The following is a 16,504-nucleotide window of genomic DNA, read 5'->3' on the forward strand; positions in this document are numbered from 1 at the left end:
GAAAAAGAAGGTTAAAAACTTTCAGATCAGTACCATTCTTAGCTGTTATCGAATCTTTATTTTAATCATCGAGGATAGGTGGCCCCTGCCTGTTCGTAACCATTATGATCGCTATGCGAAACGTTACGGCCTGTCTGTTTGTGCTGTTATTGACTACAACTACCATTTCACGGGTTTACGCCCAAAAAACCATTGCCGGTAGAATCACTGATGCTGCCGATGGCAAGCCGCTGCCCGGTGCTACCGTTCGTGCAGGAGAGATCCGCGGTACGGCTACAGACAAGCAGGGGAATTTTTCTTTGAAGGATATAGCTGAGAACATTGCAGAACTTCAGGTATCCTATGTAGGGTATCAGTCTGTGAAGCTTGCATTGGAAACAGGGAGCAGAAGTATTGAAATTAAACTAGACAAAAGTACATACCAGGCGGATGAGGTGATCGTCAGTGCTACCCGTGTAAATGACAAGACAGGGATGGCTTACACCAACGTAAGTACAGAATCGATAGAGAAGCAAAACCTCGGTCAGGATTTACCTGTATTGCTGAATTTCACTCCTTCACTGGTCAGTACAAGCGATGCCGGAGCAGGAATAGGATATACGGGAATTCGTATCCGTGGTTCGGATGCGACCCGGATCAACGTTACTGTCAATGGTATTCCTTATAATGATGCAGAAAGTCAGGGTGTATTCTGGGTGAATATGCCTGATTTTGCTTCTTCTGTAAATAGTGTTCAGATACAGCGCGGGGTAGGTACATCTACCAACGGAGCGGGCGCATTCGGTGCCAGTGTTAATATCAGTACCAATACTTTCAGAGAGGAATCCTATGCTGAGCTGAACAACTCTTTCGGTTCGTTCAATACTTTTCGGAATACCATCAAACTGGGCACCGGATTGATGAATAATAAATTTTCCGTAGATGGCAGATTGTCTCGTATTTCATCGGATGGCTTTGTGGACAGGGCATCTTCTAATCTTCATTCGTACTACCTTTCAGGTGCATATTACGGTAAAAAGAGTTTTGTCAGAGCGAATGTGTTTTCCGGAAGAGAAAGAACATATCAGTCCTGGAATGGAGTGCCTGAAGCAAAGCTGAGAGGCGATCGTCAGGGAATTCTGGATTTCATAGAACGTAACGGATTAGGTGAAGCGGATGCTGAAAACCTGCTTACTTCCGGTGATCGGACCTACAATTCCTACACTTATAAAAATGAGGTAGACAATTACCGTCAGGATCATTATCAGCTTGTAACTTCACATACATTGAGTGACAAGGTTACGCTGAACCTGAACGCATTTCTGGTAAGAGGTCTTGGACATTATGAGCAGTTCAGAGCCAATGACGAATACAGTAAATATAATCTGCCTAATGTCATAATCGGAGCCGATACATTGGAAAGTACGGATATCATCAGAAGAAGATGGCTTGATAACTACTTTTATGGGACTACATTCTCCCTGGATTATAACAGTTTCAAAAAGCTGACTGCCAGCTTTGGCGGAGGCCTGAATCACTATGACGGAGATCACTACGGACAGATTATCTGGGCCCGTAATGCAGGTAATGTATCCAGTGAACATCAGTATTATGAAAATAAGGGCATAAAGAAAGACTTTAACCTTTACGGGAAAGTGTACTATCAGTTTACCGATAAGCTGAATGCCTTTGCTGATATCCAGTTCCGTGCTGTAAGTCACTCTATTCATGGCAGAGACAACGATCAACTCTTGCACGATGTGGATCAGCAATATCATTTCCTGAATCCCAAAGCTGGACTTACCTATCAGCTGGCTCCTCAGGCATCGGTATATGCGTCATATAGCCTGGGTAACAGAGAGCCAAACCGGGACGATTTTACATTTGCAACTGCTAATCTTTTTCCGGAGCATGAAACGATGCATAATATAGAAGCAGGTGTGCGTACACAAAAAGGCAAGTGGGCTTTTGCTGCGAATTATTATCTGATGAGCTATAACAATCAGTTGGTGCTCACTGGACAAATTAATGACGTGGGTAATGCAATTCGTGTTAATGTTCCGAAAAGTTACCGTATGGGCCTTGAGCTGGAAGGTGCAGTAGTTTTTAATCAATACCTGAAATGGAATGCCAATGCTACTTTCAGCAGAAATAAGATTAAAGATTTTACCGAATACGTGATTGACTACGATACCTATGAGTACCGCACGATCAGTCATGGTCAGACAGATATTTCTTTTTCTCCGAATGTGATCGTGGGCAGTCAGTTTACTCTCAGTCCCAAAAAGAATGTGGAGCTGGCTTTATTGACTAAATATGTGAGCAAACAATACCTGGATAATACATCGGACGAAACCAGGAAACTGGATGGCTATTTCACCAATGATCTGCGGTTGACCTGGTCGGTTCAGCCGAGCTGGATGAAGGAAATATCTTTCAATTTGCTGGTCAATAATATTTTCAACGAAAGATATGAGTCCAACGGATATACCTACGGATTCTTTTCCGGAGGTGTACAGACCCGGGAAAACTTCTACTTCCCACAGGCCGGGACCAACTTTTTGGTAGGGGTTAATTTTAAATTTTGATTTTTTGGGGTTGAACGCAGAGTAAAGGAGTTTGGCACAGAGTTTCGCAGAGTTTATCATGTATAATTCTGCTGAATTTTAATGTGACTCTGTGTTGTTAAAAACATTTGTGATTCCAACGTATTTTGACTTTTAAGTGTCTGATTGGAAGTATAAGATCAGGCACTTAAATGGATCCAAATGAAAAATCTATTCTTATTTACAGTTTTATTGACTATACTCTCAGCTTGCAAAAAAGATGCAGAACCAGAGGTGGCGAAGTTTGATTCAGAAAAATTTCCACAAAAGTGGCGATTGTATTCTGCACAAGGTAGAAGCATAGCAAATAGTCCGATATTGAAAGGCTCTGATTTAAATATGCAGGAGTTTTACATTCTTTATGCAGATGGTACGGCAAGTAAGACGAGGGAAGCGAATGGAACTGCGAAAACGATACAAGGGAAATTTAGATTTACAGAAGTCGATTCACAGAAATTTTTGGAAGTCACCTACGAAACCAGGGGTGAATTAGTTGATAATTGTTATGCTACGCCCGTTGAACAGTTATATGTCAAATCCAAAAGCGAAATACAAGGAATAACAGCCATGTGTGATAGGGCTCACCTTGTGTATACCCGAACCGAATAAAGCAATAATCTAAATCAGCGAAACTCCGCGCCAAACTCCCTAGAACTCTGCGTTTAAATAAGACACACACTCATTCAAAAAACTTCCTGAACTCTGCGTTTAAATTTTTTCAGCCTACCTTTGCGGCATGAATCTGAAAAATGACCTTTTATTACGTGCTGCACGGGGTGAGAAAACCGAGCGCACTCCTGTTTGGATGATGCGTCAGGCAGGCCGTATTTTGGCTGAATACCGCGCAGTTCGTGAAAAAGCAGGTAGTTTTATCAAACTGGCCACTACACCGGAAATGGCGGCAGAAGTTACCCTTCAGCCTGTAGATTTGCTGGGTGTGGATGCGGCTATTATCTTTTCTGATATCCTGGTGATACCCGAAGCCATGGGATTGCCGTATGAGATGATTGAGCAGCGTGGACCGGTTTTTCCAAGGACGGTACATACGCTTTCTGATCTGGATTCGCTGCATGTGGCCGAGCCGGAAGTGGATCTGAAGTATGTCATTGATGCAATCAAGCTGACCAAACAAGGTCTGGAAAACCGCGTTCCTCTAATTGGTTTCGCCGGAGCACCTTTCACTATTTTCTGTTATATGACAGAAGGAAAGGGATCCAAGACTTTCTCGGTTGCTAAAAAGCATCTGTATGCAGATCCTGAATTCTCGCATTTGCTACTTCAGAAAATAACAGATAGTACGATTGCTTACCTTAAAGCGCAGATTATTGCGGGTGCTGATCTTGTACAGATCTTTGATTCATGGGCAGGTATCCTGTCTCCTGAACAATACAAAATTTTCTCCTTACCCTACATCAAGCAGATCTGTGATGCCATCACAGAAGTACCTGTTACTGTTTTTGCTAAAGGAGCATTCTTCGCCAGAGAAGAGATCGGGCAATTAAGCTGCTCGGTAGTGGGGCTTGACTGGAACATGGATATTGCTGAATCCAGAAAACTGATCCCAAACAAGACACTTCAGGGAAATCTTGATCCGTGCGTATTGTATGCATCTTATGATCAGATCAAGCTGGAAGTGAAGAAGATGGTGAATCAGTTTGGTACACAACGGTACATCGCAAACCTTGGTCACGGAGTATATCCTGATACCGATCCGGATAAAGTACGCTGCTTCATTGAATCTGTGAAGGAGTATTCTTCATAGAGAAAAGGGGACACAGAGAGCCACGGAGTTTAAGGTGAGTTGCACAGAGTATTATTTCTGTATATAATACAACGAAAAAACAACTTTCTCTGTGGCTCTCTTTTTAATAACTCTGTGCTCCTCTGTGTAACCTCAAATTCCAGCCCATGCCCAACTCCCCATCCCCCCAAACAAAATGCGTCTTTCTTGACAGAGATGGCGTATTAAACGAAGAGCTTGGAAATTATATAACCAAAATAGATGACCTCATCATTCCGGAAGGTGTACCTGGGGCATTAAAAGCATTGAAGGCTGCCGGGTATCTGCTTATTGTCATTACCAATCAGGCGGGTATTGCCAAAGGGCTATATGGCCCCGAGCTGGTATATGCCATTCACGAGAAGATGCAGGAAGCTGCGGATTATGTTATGGACGATTTATATTTCTGTCCTTACCATCCCGAATTTTCGGGTAAATCCTTATCCAGGAAACCGGATTCACTGCTGATTGAGAAGGCGATTGCAAAATACAATATAGATGCATCCCAATCCTGGATGGTGGGTGACCGTGGAAGGGATATGCTTGCAGGTAAAAAAGTGGAATTGCACACCATACAGATCTTGTCAGAGCATGAAACGCTGGTTGGAGATCATGGTGTTGCCAATCTGGCCGAAGCCGCTGCAATGATTCTGAAACAGGCTTCTTAAACCCTTTCCGCCTGAGTAGGTGCCGCTTTTTGAACAGACCCGTATGCAGGGCACGCATGTTTTGTACATGAAGCAAAAGCGAAAGTACCAGCAACTGCAAGAAGGAAGAATAATTTTCTCATCAGGTATCAATTGTTAGATGTGACTGTAAAGTTATTAAAAAAGTTCTTTGAATGAGCGTTTTCGCATGACTAATAACGAACTCATTCAAAGAACTTTATATAAGATATCAGATTTTTGTTTCGATCAACTCTTCCTCCTGCTGTTCCGCCTCTTGTTCGGTTCTGTTACGATTTTCTTCTGCTGAAACATACGATTCGTCTTTAAAACCCAAAAGTCTTAGCATTGAATCACTGTTTTGCTCAGTTGCAAAAACACGTGTGGTAATGCGTCCTTCCTCATCACGGTCCACAAGAACATGTTTCGGAGCCGGAATAAGACAATGCTGAATACCACCATATCCACCCAGCGACTCCTGATAAGCACCTGTATGGAAAAACCCAATGTATTGTGGCTCATCATCTTCATAAATCGGAAGATACAAGTCGGCACTGTGCATTTCACTGTTATAGAAATCCTGAGAATCACAGGTTAATCCCCCAAGATTGACTTTCTGATAAGGACTATCCCAGTTGTTGATCGGCATCATGATATACTTCTGATTCATACCCCATGAGTCAGGAAGTTGTGTAATAAATGAGCCGTTGATCATGTACCAAAGCTCTTTATCATTCTGAAGTTTCTTATCGATTACTTCATAAATCACCGCTCCGCTTTCGCCAACCGTATAGCTGCCAAACTCTGTAAAGATGTGAGGAGCCGGCACATTGTTCTTGTTACAGATCCACTGAATATTTTCAACAATCTCATCAATCATCTGTTGATAATCATATCCTGTAGACAAGGATGTCTGAATAGGAAGACCACCACCGATATCAATTGAATCCAGATCCGGACAGATCTTTTTCATTTCACAGTACTTGAACATGAAGCGTGTTAATTCACTCCAGTAATAAGCACTGTCTTTGATACCTGTATTGATAAAGAAGTGAAGCATTTTTAGCTTAAACTTCGGATTAGGCGCTATTTTTTCCTTGTAGAGTTCGTTTACATCGTTGTAGCGGATACCAAGGCGTGATGTATAGAAAGCAAAATTAGGCTCTTCGTCCGTGGCGATGCGGATACCCAAATTCATGGAATCAGCGGTTACCAGGTTTTCATACGCTTCGATTTCCCGAAGGTTATCCAGGATAGGAATGCAATTGAACCCTTCGTTGATCAGTTCACTCAGATATTGCGTATAAAGCGGACGTTTATATCCGTTGGCAAGAATATAAGTCGATTTGCTCACCTTCCCACGCCTGTACAACTCACGAATAATAGGTATGTCGAAAGAAGAAGAAGTTTCCAGGTGGATGTTATGCTTCAGTGCTTCTTCCAGAACAAAACTAAAGTGGGATGACTTGGTACAATAGCAGTAGGTGTAGCTCCCTTTGTAATTATGCCTTTTGAAGGCATTCTTGAAAAACATATTCGCATTTCCGATATGCTCTCCGATTTTGGGGAGATAGTTTAATTTTAACGGCGTACCATGCTCCTTGATGATGTCCATCAATGGTACATTGTTGAACAGCAATTCATTATTGTCAACGTTAAACTCCATAGTCGGGAACTCGAACGTTTGCTGAATCAGGTCAATGTAGCTTTTCATCTATTGTTGTTTGCGGACTGTTTAAAATGGTGAGTTACTGAATACAATATGCCTAGAACTTTTTTTCACTGCTTTTTAGTGCCCTTATACAGTCGATTTATTGAAATGATAATATATGATGGGCCATTTGAGAAAAAGACTGGAAAATTGCTTAGAATATGTGTCAATTCCAAACACCAATTTTTTATAAATCATTCCGAAAAATAAAAGGTTTGTGCAAGGTAGCAACGCACTTATCCCTGAAAACACATGGCTCATCATTTTTCGGTTGTGCCAGATATTCATTCCAAATTACTTTGGCTGTGGCTATCCGATGTTGGTCGAAGTCCGGCTATAGATTTTAAACTTTTCTATAGATGATTATTGACTTATAAATTCTTTATAAAATTATATTTACCTGCTTTTGTATTTGTGAATTGAGTCTTTTCTGTTTTTGCAGATAATACGGTTTATATAAATTTGTTGTCTCAGGAGCAGTCTGTTTCACAGGAGTTTATCTTGTAATAGACGGTAATTTGAGGTTTATGCTTTTGGAATCACATCGCCATTTCAGAAAACTTAAAATATTTTGAAAGTTTCCATAGTTTTTATCATTCGAAAACTACAACTTTGCGAGGTGAAAGAGAGAATTGTAAAATCAGCATTGAACCTGTTTTGGCGTTACGGGATACGCAGCGTAACGATGGATGATATTGCCAAAGATCTGGGCATATCAAAAAGAACCATTTATCAACATTATTCTGACAAGGAAGCTATTCTTAAAGTAGTGATTCAGGAGGAACTCAGCTCGCAAAAATGTGATATGGAACAACTCGATGATATCGGGAATCCCATTGAGCAGATGATCGAGGGTACCAACCAGATGAGAGTAGCCATGGCCAATATGAATCCGGCTTTAATTTATGATTTGAAGAAATATTATCCTGAATCCTGGGCTCTTTTCGAAAGTCATAAAGACGAATTTATTATCAAAGGTATCAGAGATAATATGCAGCAGGGAATGGCGGAAGGTTATTACAGAGCAGATATTGATGTAGATGTGCTTTCTCTTTTACGCATTCAGGAATTTGAAATTGCCTTTGACCCAACCATTTTTCCTCCGGATAAATTTCATATGATGCGTGTACAGATGCAGTTCGTACACCATTTTCTGAGAGGAATTATGACAGAAAAAGGATTTGCTTATTACAACACCATTAAAGAAAAATCAGTAATCGAATTTTAACACCCATGAAAAATGAACAATTAATACGCAGCTGTTTATTCATGCTGGCGATCTGTCTGAGTATCGTCCCATCGCGGGCTCAGGACAACGATTTTACCCTGGAAGAAGCGGTGGATTATGCGATAAAAAACAATATCAACATCAAAAATGCACAGCTGGATGCCGTTTCGGCCGAAGCCAGGATTGGGGAGATCAGGGCTGCGGGGTTGCCCCAGCTGAGTGCCAATGCTAATATTACGGACAATATTATCATTCAGCGCTTCTTCCTTCCCCCCGGTGGTTTTGGTGATCCGTCCGTTCCTGCTACAGGAGAACCTGTTGCTATTGAATTCGGTGTAAAGAAGCAGGGATCTGTATCTGCTACATTGAATCAGCTGATCTTTAATGGCTCCTACTTTATAGGTTTGAAGGCAGCAGCTACCTATCGTGAACTGGCTCAGAAAAGTACGGTTCAATCAAAGGTAAACGTAGCAGAAGCAGTCACAAAAGCTTATTATTCCGTGCAGGTCGCTGTTGAAAAAGCGAAAGTGTTGGATTATAACATCAGTCGGATAGATACCCTGATGCGTGAAACCAAAGCAATGAATGAGAGCGGTTTTGTCGAACTTTTAGATGTGAACAGGCTGGAAGTACAACAGAATAATTTGCTGACAGAACGCCAGAAGGTGCAGAACCTCATTGAACTCAGCTATACACTACTGAAGTATCAGATGGGCATGGCTTTGGATCAGCCTCTGAAACTTTCAGATACGATTGACAGTGTAAATCTGGATCAGCTAAGATCAGAAACGGCTCAGGCAGCGGTTAATTATGAAAACAGGATAGAATACTCGCTGTTGAATACACAGGAAAAGCTGGCAGGCCTGGATATAAGGAATATCCGCGCTGGTTATTTGCCTAGTCTTTCTGCATCTGTAGGGTATGGACACAATGCCGGTGCAAACACCTATGCAGATCTTTTTACTATGAAATGGTTCAATAATTCTGTCGTTGCTCTGAATCTGAACATTCCGATCTTCGATGGCTTTACTAAGCGCTATCAGGTAGAGCAAAAGAAAATAGCATTAGACAGGGTTAAGAATGGTCAGACTTTATTAAAACAATCCATTGACCTTGAAGCAAGCCAGGCGGGAATCAATATCAAAAATGCTTTTGCAACACTGGAAACCCAGAAGCGGAACCTGGATCTGGCTCAGGAAATTGTACGTGTGTCTAAAATCAAGTACAAAGAGGGAGTGGGTTCCAACATTGAAGTGATCAATGCAGAATCTGATTTCAAGGAAGCTCAAACCAATTACTTCGCGGCTTTGTACGATCTGATGATTGCGAAAGTCGATCTGAGTAAAGCAAAAGGAGAACTCTATAATGATTAATTATTAAGGGTTAATTATTAATTCATCATTTACCATTAACACTTAACAATTAAGAAAAGACACTACATATCTATATCATGAAAAGAAATATTCTATTAATCACCACAATAGCTGCTTTTCTGGCGGCATGCTCAGGAGAAAAAAAAGAAGGGCTGGAAGGGAAAAGAGAAGAACTGACCAAGCTTAAAGCGGAACAGAGCGAGAACGATCAGAAGATAAAGGCACTCGAATCTGAAATCGCCAAACTGGATACGACAAAAAGACAAGAAACGAATATTAAGATCGTCACTGTTCAGCCGCTTGCAAAAGGTACGTTGAGCCATTATGTAGAACTGCAAGGATCTATTGATGCCAAAAACAGTGTTTTGGTTACACCAAAATCGGGTGGTTCGGTGACTGCGGTATATGTGCGTGAAGGCGACCAGGTGAAGGCCGGAAGTGTATTGGCGAAAGTGGACGACAGCATTCTGCGTGAAACGATCGAGGAACTTAACAGTTCACTGGCTCTGGCGAACACGGTTTATAACAAACAGAAAAACCTTTGGGATCAGAAAATAGGTACTGAACTGCAGTTCCTGCAGGCACAAAACAACAAAGAAGGACTTGAAAGAAAGCTGGCAACGCTGAATGCACAACTTTCTCAATCCAAAATTGTATCACCTATTTCAGGTGTTGTGGATCAGGTGAATATCAAAATCGGCGAATCGGCTGCGCCGGGAGTTGGGGTGTTCAGGGTTGTCAATCTTGGAAATCTGAAAGTCGTTGCAAAAGTATCGGATACCTACGCGGCGAGTGTGAAACGTGGAGACGAGATTCTGATCGGCTTTCCTGACCTGCAGAAGGATTATAAGGCAAAGGTCTCTTTCGTGAGTACTACGGTTGATCCGCTCAGCCGCACCTTTACCATTGAAGCCAATCTTCCTTCCAATCCTGCTTTGAAACCAAATATGGTTGCCAAAGTGCAGATCAACGATGCAACCAAAAAGGATGCGCTTATTGTGGATCAGAATATCATTCAAGGTACTGAAAAAGGACAAGTGGTATACGTGGCTGTGGAAGAAGGTGGTAAAAAAGTGGCCAAATCGAAGCTGGTTAAAACAGGTTTGATCTACAACGGGAAAATAGAAATTACGGAAGGCTTACAAGAAGGAGACCAAATCATTACTACCGGATATCAGGAAGTTTCTGATGGTCAGACGATCTCGTATTAACGTATAGGGCTTGGGGCACAGGGCAGGGGACCACCTCAGCCCACAGCTCTCTGCACATTCAAACATTTAACTTTCAGTATACTCATGAAATTTGAAGATCATAAAACCCTCAGTTTTACCAACTGGTGCGTAGAGAATCGGACGACGATTTACATCTTTACGTTTATCATCACGTTGACAGGCTTTGTGGTATACAACAACCTGCCCAAGGAGCAGTTTCCGGATATCAAAATACCGCAGATCTATATCAATACGGTGTATTTTGGTACGGCTCCTGCGGATGTGGAGAATACGATTAATAAACCCATTGAAAAGCAGTTAAAATCGATCAATGGTGTCAAGCATATCAAATCCAATGCATTACAGGATGTATCAGTAATTCTGGTAGAATTTACGCCGGATGTGGAGGTCTCGGATGCCTTGCAAAGGGTACGTGATGCCATTGATAAAGCCAAGCAGGATTTGCCGCAGGAACTGGATTCAGGGCCAACAGCTCAGGATGTAAACTTTTCGGAATTCCCGATCATGAACATCAACCTGGCAGGTAATTACTCGCTGAAGCAATTGAAGGAATATGCGGAAGATTTACAGGATGCGATTGAAGCCATGCCGGAGATCAGCCGTGTCGATATTGTGGGAGCGTTGAACCGCGAAATTCAGATCAACCTGGATTTGCCACGTATGCAGTCAACCGGACTTACTTTTTATGACATTCAGACAGCCGTTCAAAGTGAAAACATCAACGTTTCCGGCGGTGATCTAAAAGTGGGTCAGGTGCGTCGTACACTTCGTGTAAAAGGAGAGTTTCTGGACATGACGCAATTGTCAAATCTGCGTATCCGTACGTCTACGGGAGCCGTCGTAAGGCTTGGTGATGTGGCGGAAGTTGTAGACAGCTTTGAGGAACAACTCGACTTTGCCCGTTTGGATGACAAGTCCGTTATCACACTCAATGTGATCAAAAGAGCCGGTGCCAACCTGGTGAAGGCTGCCGACGATATTGAGGTGATTATTGATAAAATGAAAGAAACCGAATTGCCATCCGGACTGGATATTCGGATCACAGCCGATCAGTCGGAGCGTACCCGTGCGGATCTGCACGAGTTGATCAATACCGTTATCATCGGTTTCATCTTTGTGGTATTGGTTCTGATGTTCTTCATGGGTATCCGTGATGCTATTTTCATCGGACTATCGGTGCCCCTTTCTGCCTTGGTGGCCTTTATGCTTATGCCGGTATTAGGTCCTGCGATCGGAACGGCATTTACCTTGAATACAATCGTGCTTTTTGCCTTCCTGCTCGGAATTGGTCTCGTGGTGGATGATGCCATTGTGGTCATTGAAAACACCCACAGGCTATTTAACAATCACAAAGACTGGACAATCCAGCAAGCTGTGAAAGCAGCGGCAGGAGAGGTGTTTGTGCCGGTACTGTCCGGTACGCTTACGACCATTGCACCGTTTTTCCCGTTGTTATTCTGGCCGGGTATCGTAGGGGACTTTATGAAGTTCCTGCCGCTTACGCTGATCCTGACTCTGATGTCGTCTCTTTTCGTGGCTTATGTGATCAATCCGGTTTTTGCGGTATCGTTCATGGGACGTCATGAGGATGAAAAGGAGAAACACGACACCAGTATTAAAGCCATCATGCGGCCTCTCATTATCTTGGGAGTACTGGCGGTGATCGGTTATTTTATAGATCGTGGCGTCGGTAACTTCTTCGTTATCCTGCTTGCTCTGTACGTGTTCAACCATTATATCCTTACACCCAAAATATTGGTTCCTTTCCAGGATAGATTGTTGCCTGCACTTAAGCGCAACTATAAAGGGTTGATTACCTGGCTGATTAAGGGTTACAGACCCGTGGCGGCGATCATATCGATGGTAGTGCTCTTGTTTGCCACTTTTGTGATTGTGGGTATTGCCAAGCCGGAAGTTACTTTCTTCCCAAGCGGAGATCCCGATTACATTTATGTGTACAATAAACTGCCTGCAGGCACCGATGCGCTTACAACAGATTCAGTAACGAGAATCATTGAAAAAAGGGTTTTTACGGTATTGAAAAATGAAAAAGCGATGAATATCGTGAACTCCGTGATTGCCAATGTGGGTAAAAACGCGGGTGATCCTAATAACCCTGACCGTTCTGCTACACCTCACAAATCAAAAGTGACAGTTGCTTTTGTGAAGAGTGAGGACCGTGACGGGCGCTCTACCCAGGAACTGCTTACCAAAGTACGGAATGCTGTGAGCGGCATACCGGGAACGGAAATTTCCGTTGAACGTGAGAGCACAGGTCCGCCAACGGGAAAACCGATTTCGATAGAAATTTCGGGTGACGAATTTGAGACTTTGCAGACACTTGAAAAAGATCTTCTGCAGAAAGTACAGCAGTCGGGTATACAAGGTATTGATCAGCTGAAATCAGATTTGGTAACCAATAAGCCGGAAATCACGATTGATATTGACCGTGAGAAAGCGCAGCGTGAAGGGATTAGTTCTTCACAGATCGCACTCGCCATCCGGACAGCCCTGTTTGGTTTGGAAGTGTCAAAGTTCCGTGACGTGAAAGATGAGTATCCGATCATGGTCCGTTTGAAAAAAGATGACCGTCAGCAGATCGAACAACTATTGAGTTTGAATATTGTGTACCGCGATATGAACTCCGGCGGAGCGTTGCGCCAGGTACCGATTACGTCAGTAGCTAATATCTCCTATACATCTACGTTCAGTCAGATTAACCGGAAAGACCAGCAGCGGATCGTCATTTTGAGCTCAGATGTCTTGCCTGGCTACAATGCCAACGAAATTGTTGCCCAGATACAGACTTTGCTAACTGATGTGAAAGTGCCAAGTGGCTACACTGTTAAAATGGGTGGAGAGCAGGAAGACCAGGCGGAATCTATGAACTTCCTTACCGGTGCATTCGGAGCAGCCATTTTGCTGATCTATCTGATCCTGGCGACACAGTTCAACTCCGTTGTAAAACCGCTTATTATATTCTTTACCATTGTACTGTCGCTGATCGGGGTATTGCTGGGCTTTGTGATTTTTGACAAAACCTTCTCCGTGATCATGTCCGGTGTTGGTATTATTGCCCTGGCTGGTATCGTTGTGAAGAACGGGATTCTGCTCATCGAATTTATTGACGAGCTTCGTGAGCGTGGTTATCCCTTGCGTGACGCCATCATTGAAGGCGGAGCGATACGTCTGACTCCGGTGTTACTTACCGCATCGGCAGCTGTATTGGGACTGATACCACTGGCATTCGGTCTGACGCTTGACTTTGTAGGACTGTTCAGGTATTTTGAGCCGAATTTTGTTACCGGCGGAGCCAGTTCCGTATTCTGGAACATCCTCGCCTGGACTATCATCATGGGTCTTACTTTCTCAACGGTACTGACATTGCTGCTTGTGCCGTGTATGTACTACGTCAACGAGCGGATCAGAGACAAGTGGTTCCGTAAAGGAAAGCAGGAAGTGATTAATCCTAATTGGAGAAACGAGAGTATCTGATGCGGTTTATTGTCTAAACGCAGAGTTTTATGAGCGACCCGGTCTGCGCGACCCGGTCTAGGCGACCCCGTCTAGGCGACGCGGTCTGCATGGCGCAGCCAGGCTGAACGCTAAGCAGAAACCAGATCAGAAATACAGTAAATATCAAAAACGGGAGTTGCTTTATACAGAGCAATTCCCGTTTTTACTTGAACCCTATTTTGTAGCCAAATTTGTGTCAGGAAAATCTTTCGCACAAATAGTCATTTTTCCAAAAGATCATTAGATTTGCAGCCCGGAAGAGAGGAAGCATCTTCTTATCGTTTCTGCTCCTTCAAAATACCACGGGATGTGGCGCAGCTGGGGGCGCCTAGTCGGGGACACCTAGTCCGGTAGCGTGCTTGCATGGGGTGCATGGAATATAATTAGTTAACACGGGATGTGGCGCAGCTCGGTAGCGTGCTTGCATGGGGTGCAAGAGGTCGCAGGTTCAAATCCTGTCATCCCGACACTGATTATCAGACACTTACAAGTTAATTGTAAGTGTCTTTTTTTGTAGTGGGGTTAAAATTACACTTAGCTGCAAGTAAGTACAGATCAAAAAAGTTAACTTGTTTATTTTGCGATTCTGCTATATTTTTGAACAGCCTGATTAAAAACCCGTTTGTACCCTCTAACTTGTCGAATGAGACTTGGTTCATCTAAAATTAAGCTTGCCTTCTTAATATAAGAAATATAATTACTGCGTAAGCTTTTTTCTGATCGTTTAATCTTTATCCGATGATTTCCCAACTGACTTTTAATTAAGAATTTTTTATTCCGTTGGACTTTCGTCTTTTTTAAAGATACCTGCGAGTACAATTTTTTTAACTGGCTTCTGTATAAAATAAAATGCTCATTAGGATTTTCAGTCATTGCATTCTTCGCTCTTCTCGCTTTCCTTTTAACAGAGAATATCATTCTGCGGTAAAATCTGGCAAGGTTCGCTGACTTCACTAATGTCTTATCGCCATAAAACTCAAATCCTAAATAACTTATTGGATAATTCAGTCTAGATCTATCCTTATCAAGTTTAATTGAAGTTAATTTGTTAGTTCCTTGTATGTCAGGCATATAACGAAACATGAATCTGTCAGTTTTTTCTGGGCTAATTTCAACTTTACTTTCTTTGATTGCATCCAAAATGAATTGTTCTAAAAATTCTGCATCAGCAGGTTTACAAACAACAACTATATCATCCGAATACCTCCTGTAAAAACCAGATAATTCACTAACAACCTTTTCTTTCAATTTTAAATCAAAATCCAGAAGATACAGATTTGCTAAAGTAGCACTTATTGGCAGACCTTGTGGGATACCAACTGGTTTGCCTTGCTTATTCCGAAATGGGTACTTGTGAATCTTTAATTTTCCAGACTTTATGTGATCTCGAAATTCCTTTGGTGACTCGTAAAAAGCAAAAACACCATTGTTATTACGAATTTCACTAAGCCTCTTCTCATCGAAACCTTTTCTTTGACCGTTTACTCGACCCTTTAAACGGAGATCATCTAATAAAATATACGAGAAACGCGTAGAAGCTGTAAAAACATTATAATGATCAGATGGAAGCTGAGAAACGCCTATTAAAGTCGCCCATTTCTTTTTCAACAACTCGTGATCGATCGAACTGAAATAACTCTTTATATCAAACATTAAAACAACACACGATTCGGCCCCTGCTTGTTTGATGTGGTCGAAAACCTCTCCAGCAAAGTGTATGGTACTTTTGTTTGTATTGCTAGTTTCAGATTTTATCCGTCTGTAAGCGATTATGCATTTAGATAAACTTAGATCATTTTGTAAGCGACTTTCATATAATGCCTGCAAGCTATCCGCATAATAACCAAAAATTAAAGAGTCGAAATGCGAAGCATAATGCAAAGGCCTAACTTTCTCACTTCGTTTATGCTGGCCTTCCGGTGTGCGATAAGAGTGATAGCGTCCAGCTAAATCATTAATTTTCTTAAATCGCCTTTCCTTTATAACTGAATGGATTAAAGGGAAAAATGCATACTTAGCCACAAACCTAGGGTTCATAACTTTTCCAACTAGCACATGGCGATTAGCAACCACATCGAGTTGTGGGGTAAGGTGGAGATAACCACGCGCCTTTAGCCAAGGAATTTCAGCGCCCTTTTTTAGAAAATAAGGTCTTGCAATCACGGTGTAACAGAGTTTACGACAACATACGCTCCAAAGGAGTTAGACCATTACCCAAGTTCTTGAGTCACACATATTTTGAATTCTGTAACAAAGCTGAAATCAACCAGAAACAAATCATCTAAATCAATGACACATCTCTTATCTTTCGTTATCTTTGCTACCTTTACAATATTCCTCACAGGTTATATTCCTTTAACAGGGATAAATCAATCCGTGCTCAACGCAATACTCACTTTCGTGGTAAACGCTGC

Annotated in this window: 10 protein-coding genes and 1 tRNA gene; 9 read left to right on the forward strand and 2 right to left on the reverse strand. The window is 42.3% G+C overall.

The genetic code is table 11. The features are described from left to right. The first annotated feature begins 113 nt into the window (after positions 1-113). The 4 genes from AC1XUE_RS22720 to AC1XUE_RS22735 all read left to right on the forward strand — a co-directional run bounded on the left by AC1XUE_RS22720 (position 114) and on the right by AC1XUE_RS22735 (position 5,033). A complete protein-coding gene (locus tag AC1XUE_RS22720) occupies positions 114-2,567 on the forward strand; it encodes a TonB-dependent receptor (RefSeq protein ID WP_483358303.1) in 2,454 nt (817 codons plus the stop codon). Positions 2,568-2,747: 180 nt separating this feature from the next. Next, a complete protein-coding gene (locus AC1XUE_RS22725) occupies positions 2,748-3,194 on the forward strand; it encodes a hypothetical protein (RefSeq protein ID WP_483358304.1) in 447 nt (148 codons plus the stop codon). Positions 3,195-3,321: 127 nt separating this feature from the next. Further along, positions 3,322-4,347 carry a uroporphyrinogen decarboxylase gene (gene hemE, locus AC1XUE_RS22730; protein ID WP_483358305.1) on the forward strand — a complete coding sequence of 342 codons (1,026 nt, stop codon included), beginning with the start codon at positions 3,322-3,324 and terminating at the stop codon, positions 4,345-4,347. 146 nt (positions 4,348-4,493) lie between these two features. Then, the gene (locus tag AC1XUE_RS22735) at positions 4,494-5,033 is read left to right on the forward strand and encodes a D-glycero-alpha-D-manno-heptose-1,7-bisphosphate 7-phosphatase (RefSeq protein ID WP_483358306.1); all 540 of its coding nucleotides are present in this window, start codon (positions 4,494-4,496) and stop codon (positions 5,031-5,033) included. 229 nt (positions 5,034-5,262) lie between these two features. Here AC1XUE_RS22735 and AC1XUE_RS22740 read toward each other — a convergent pair whose 3' ends face one another. Further along, complete coding sequence (locus AC1XUE_RS22740) at positions 5,263-6,744, reverse strand: type III PLP-dependent enzyme domain-containing protein (RefSeq protein ID WP_483358307.1); 1,482 nt, start codon at positions 6,742-6,744, stop codon at positions 5,263-5,265. Positions 6,745-7,312: 568 nt separating this feature from the next. Here AC1XUE_RS22740 and AC1XUE_RS22745 point away from each other — a divergent pair. The 5 genes from AC1XUE_RS22745 to AC1XUE_RS22765 all read left to right on the forward strand — a co-directional run bounded on the left by AC1XUE_RS22745 (position 7,313) and on the right by AC1XUE_RS22765 (position 14,557). After that, a complete protein-coding gene (locus tag AC1XUE_RS22745; RefSeq protein WP_483358308.1) occupies positions 7,313-7,969 on the forward strand; it encodes a TetR/AcrR family transcriptional regulator in 657 nt (218 codons plus the stop codon). Positions 7,970-7,974: 5 nt separating this feature from the next. Further along, positions 7,975-9,342, forward strand: coding sequence for a TolC family protein (locus AC1XUE_RS22750; RefSeq protein WP_483358309.1), 1,368 nt, complete (start codon positions 7,975-7,977; stop codon positions 9,340-9,342). A 77-nt stretch (positions 9,343-9,419) separates the two neighbouring features. Then, positions 9,420-10,553 carry an efflux RND transporter periplasmic adaptor subunit gene (locus AC1XUE_RS22755; RefSeq protein ID WP_483358310.1) on the forward strand — a complete coding sequence of 378 codons (1,134 nt, stop codon included), beginning with the start codon at positions 9,420-9,422 and terminating at the stop codon, positions 10,551-10,553. Positions 10,554-10,637: 84 nt separating this feature from the next. Continuing rightward, on the forward strand, positions 10,638-14,069 hold the full coding sequence (locus AC1XUE_RS22760; protein ID WP_483358311.1) for an efflux RND transporter permease subunit: 3,432 nt from the start codon (positions 10,638-10,640) through the stop codon (positions 14,067-14,069). 414 nt (positions 14,070-14,483) lie between these two features. Further along, positions 14,484-14,557, forward strand: a tRNA-Pro gene (locus AC1XUE_RS22765). A 106-nt stretch (positions 14,558-14,663) separates the two neighbouring features. Here the strand turns inward: AC1XUE_RS22765 and AC1XUE_RS22770 are convergent. Next, complete coding sequence (locus AC1XUE_RS22770; RefSeq protein WP_483358312.1) at positions 14,664-16,253, reverse strand: reverse transcriptase domain-containing protein; 1,590 nt, start codon at positions 16,251-16,253, stop codon at positions 14,664-14,666. Between the last annotated feature and the right edge of the window lie 251 nt (positions 16,254-16,504).

The organism is Dyadobacter sp. HNCC25DJ187, from assembly GCF_056895255.1.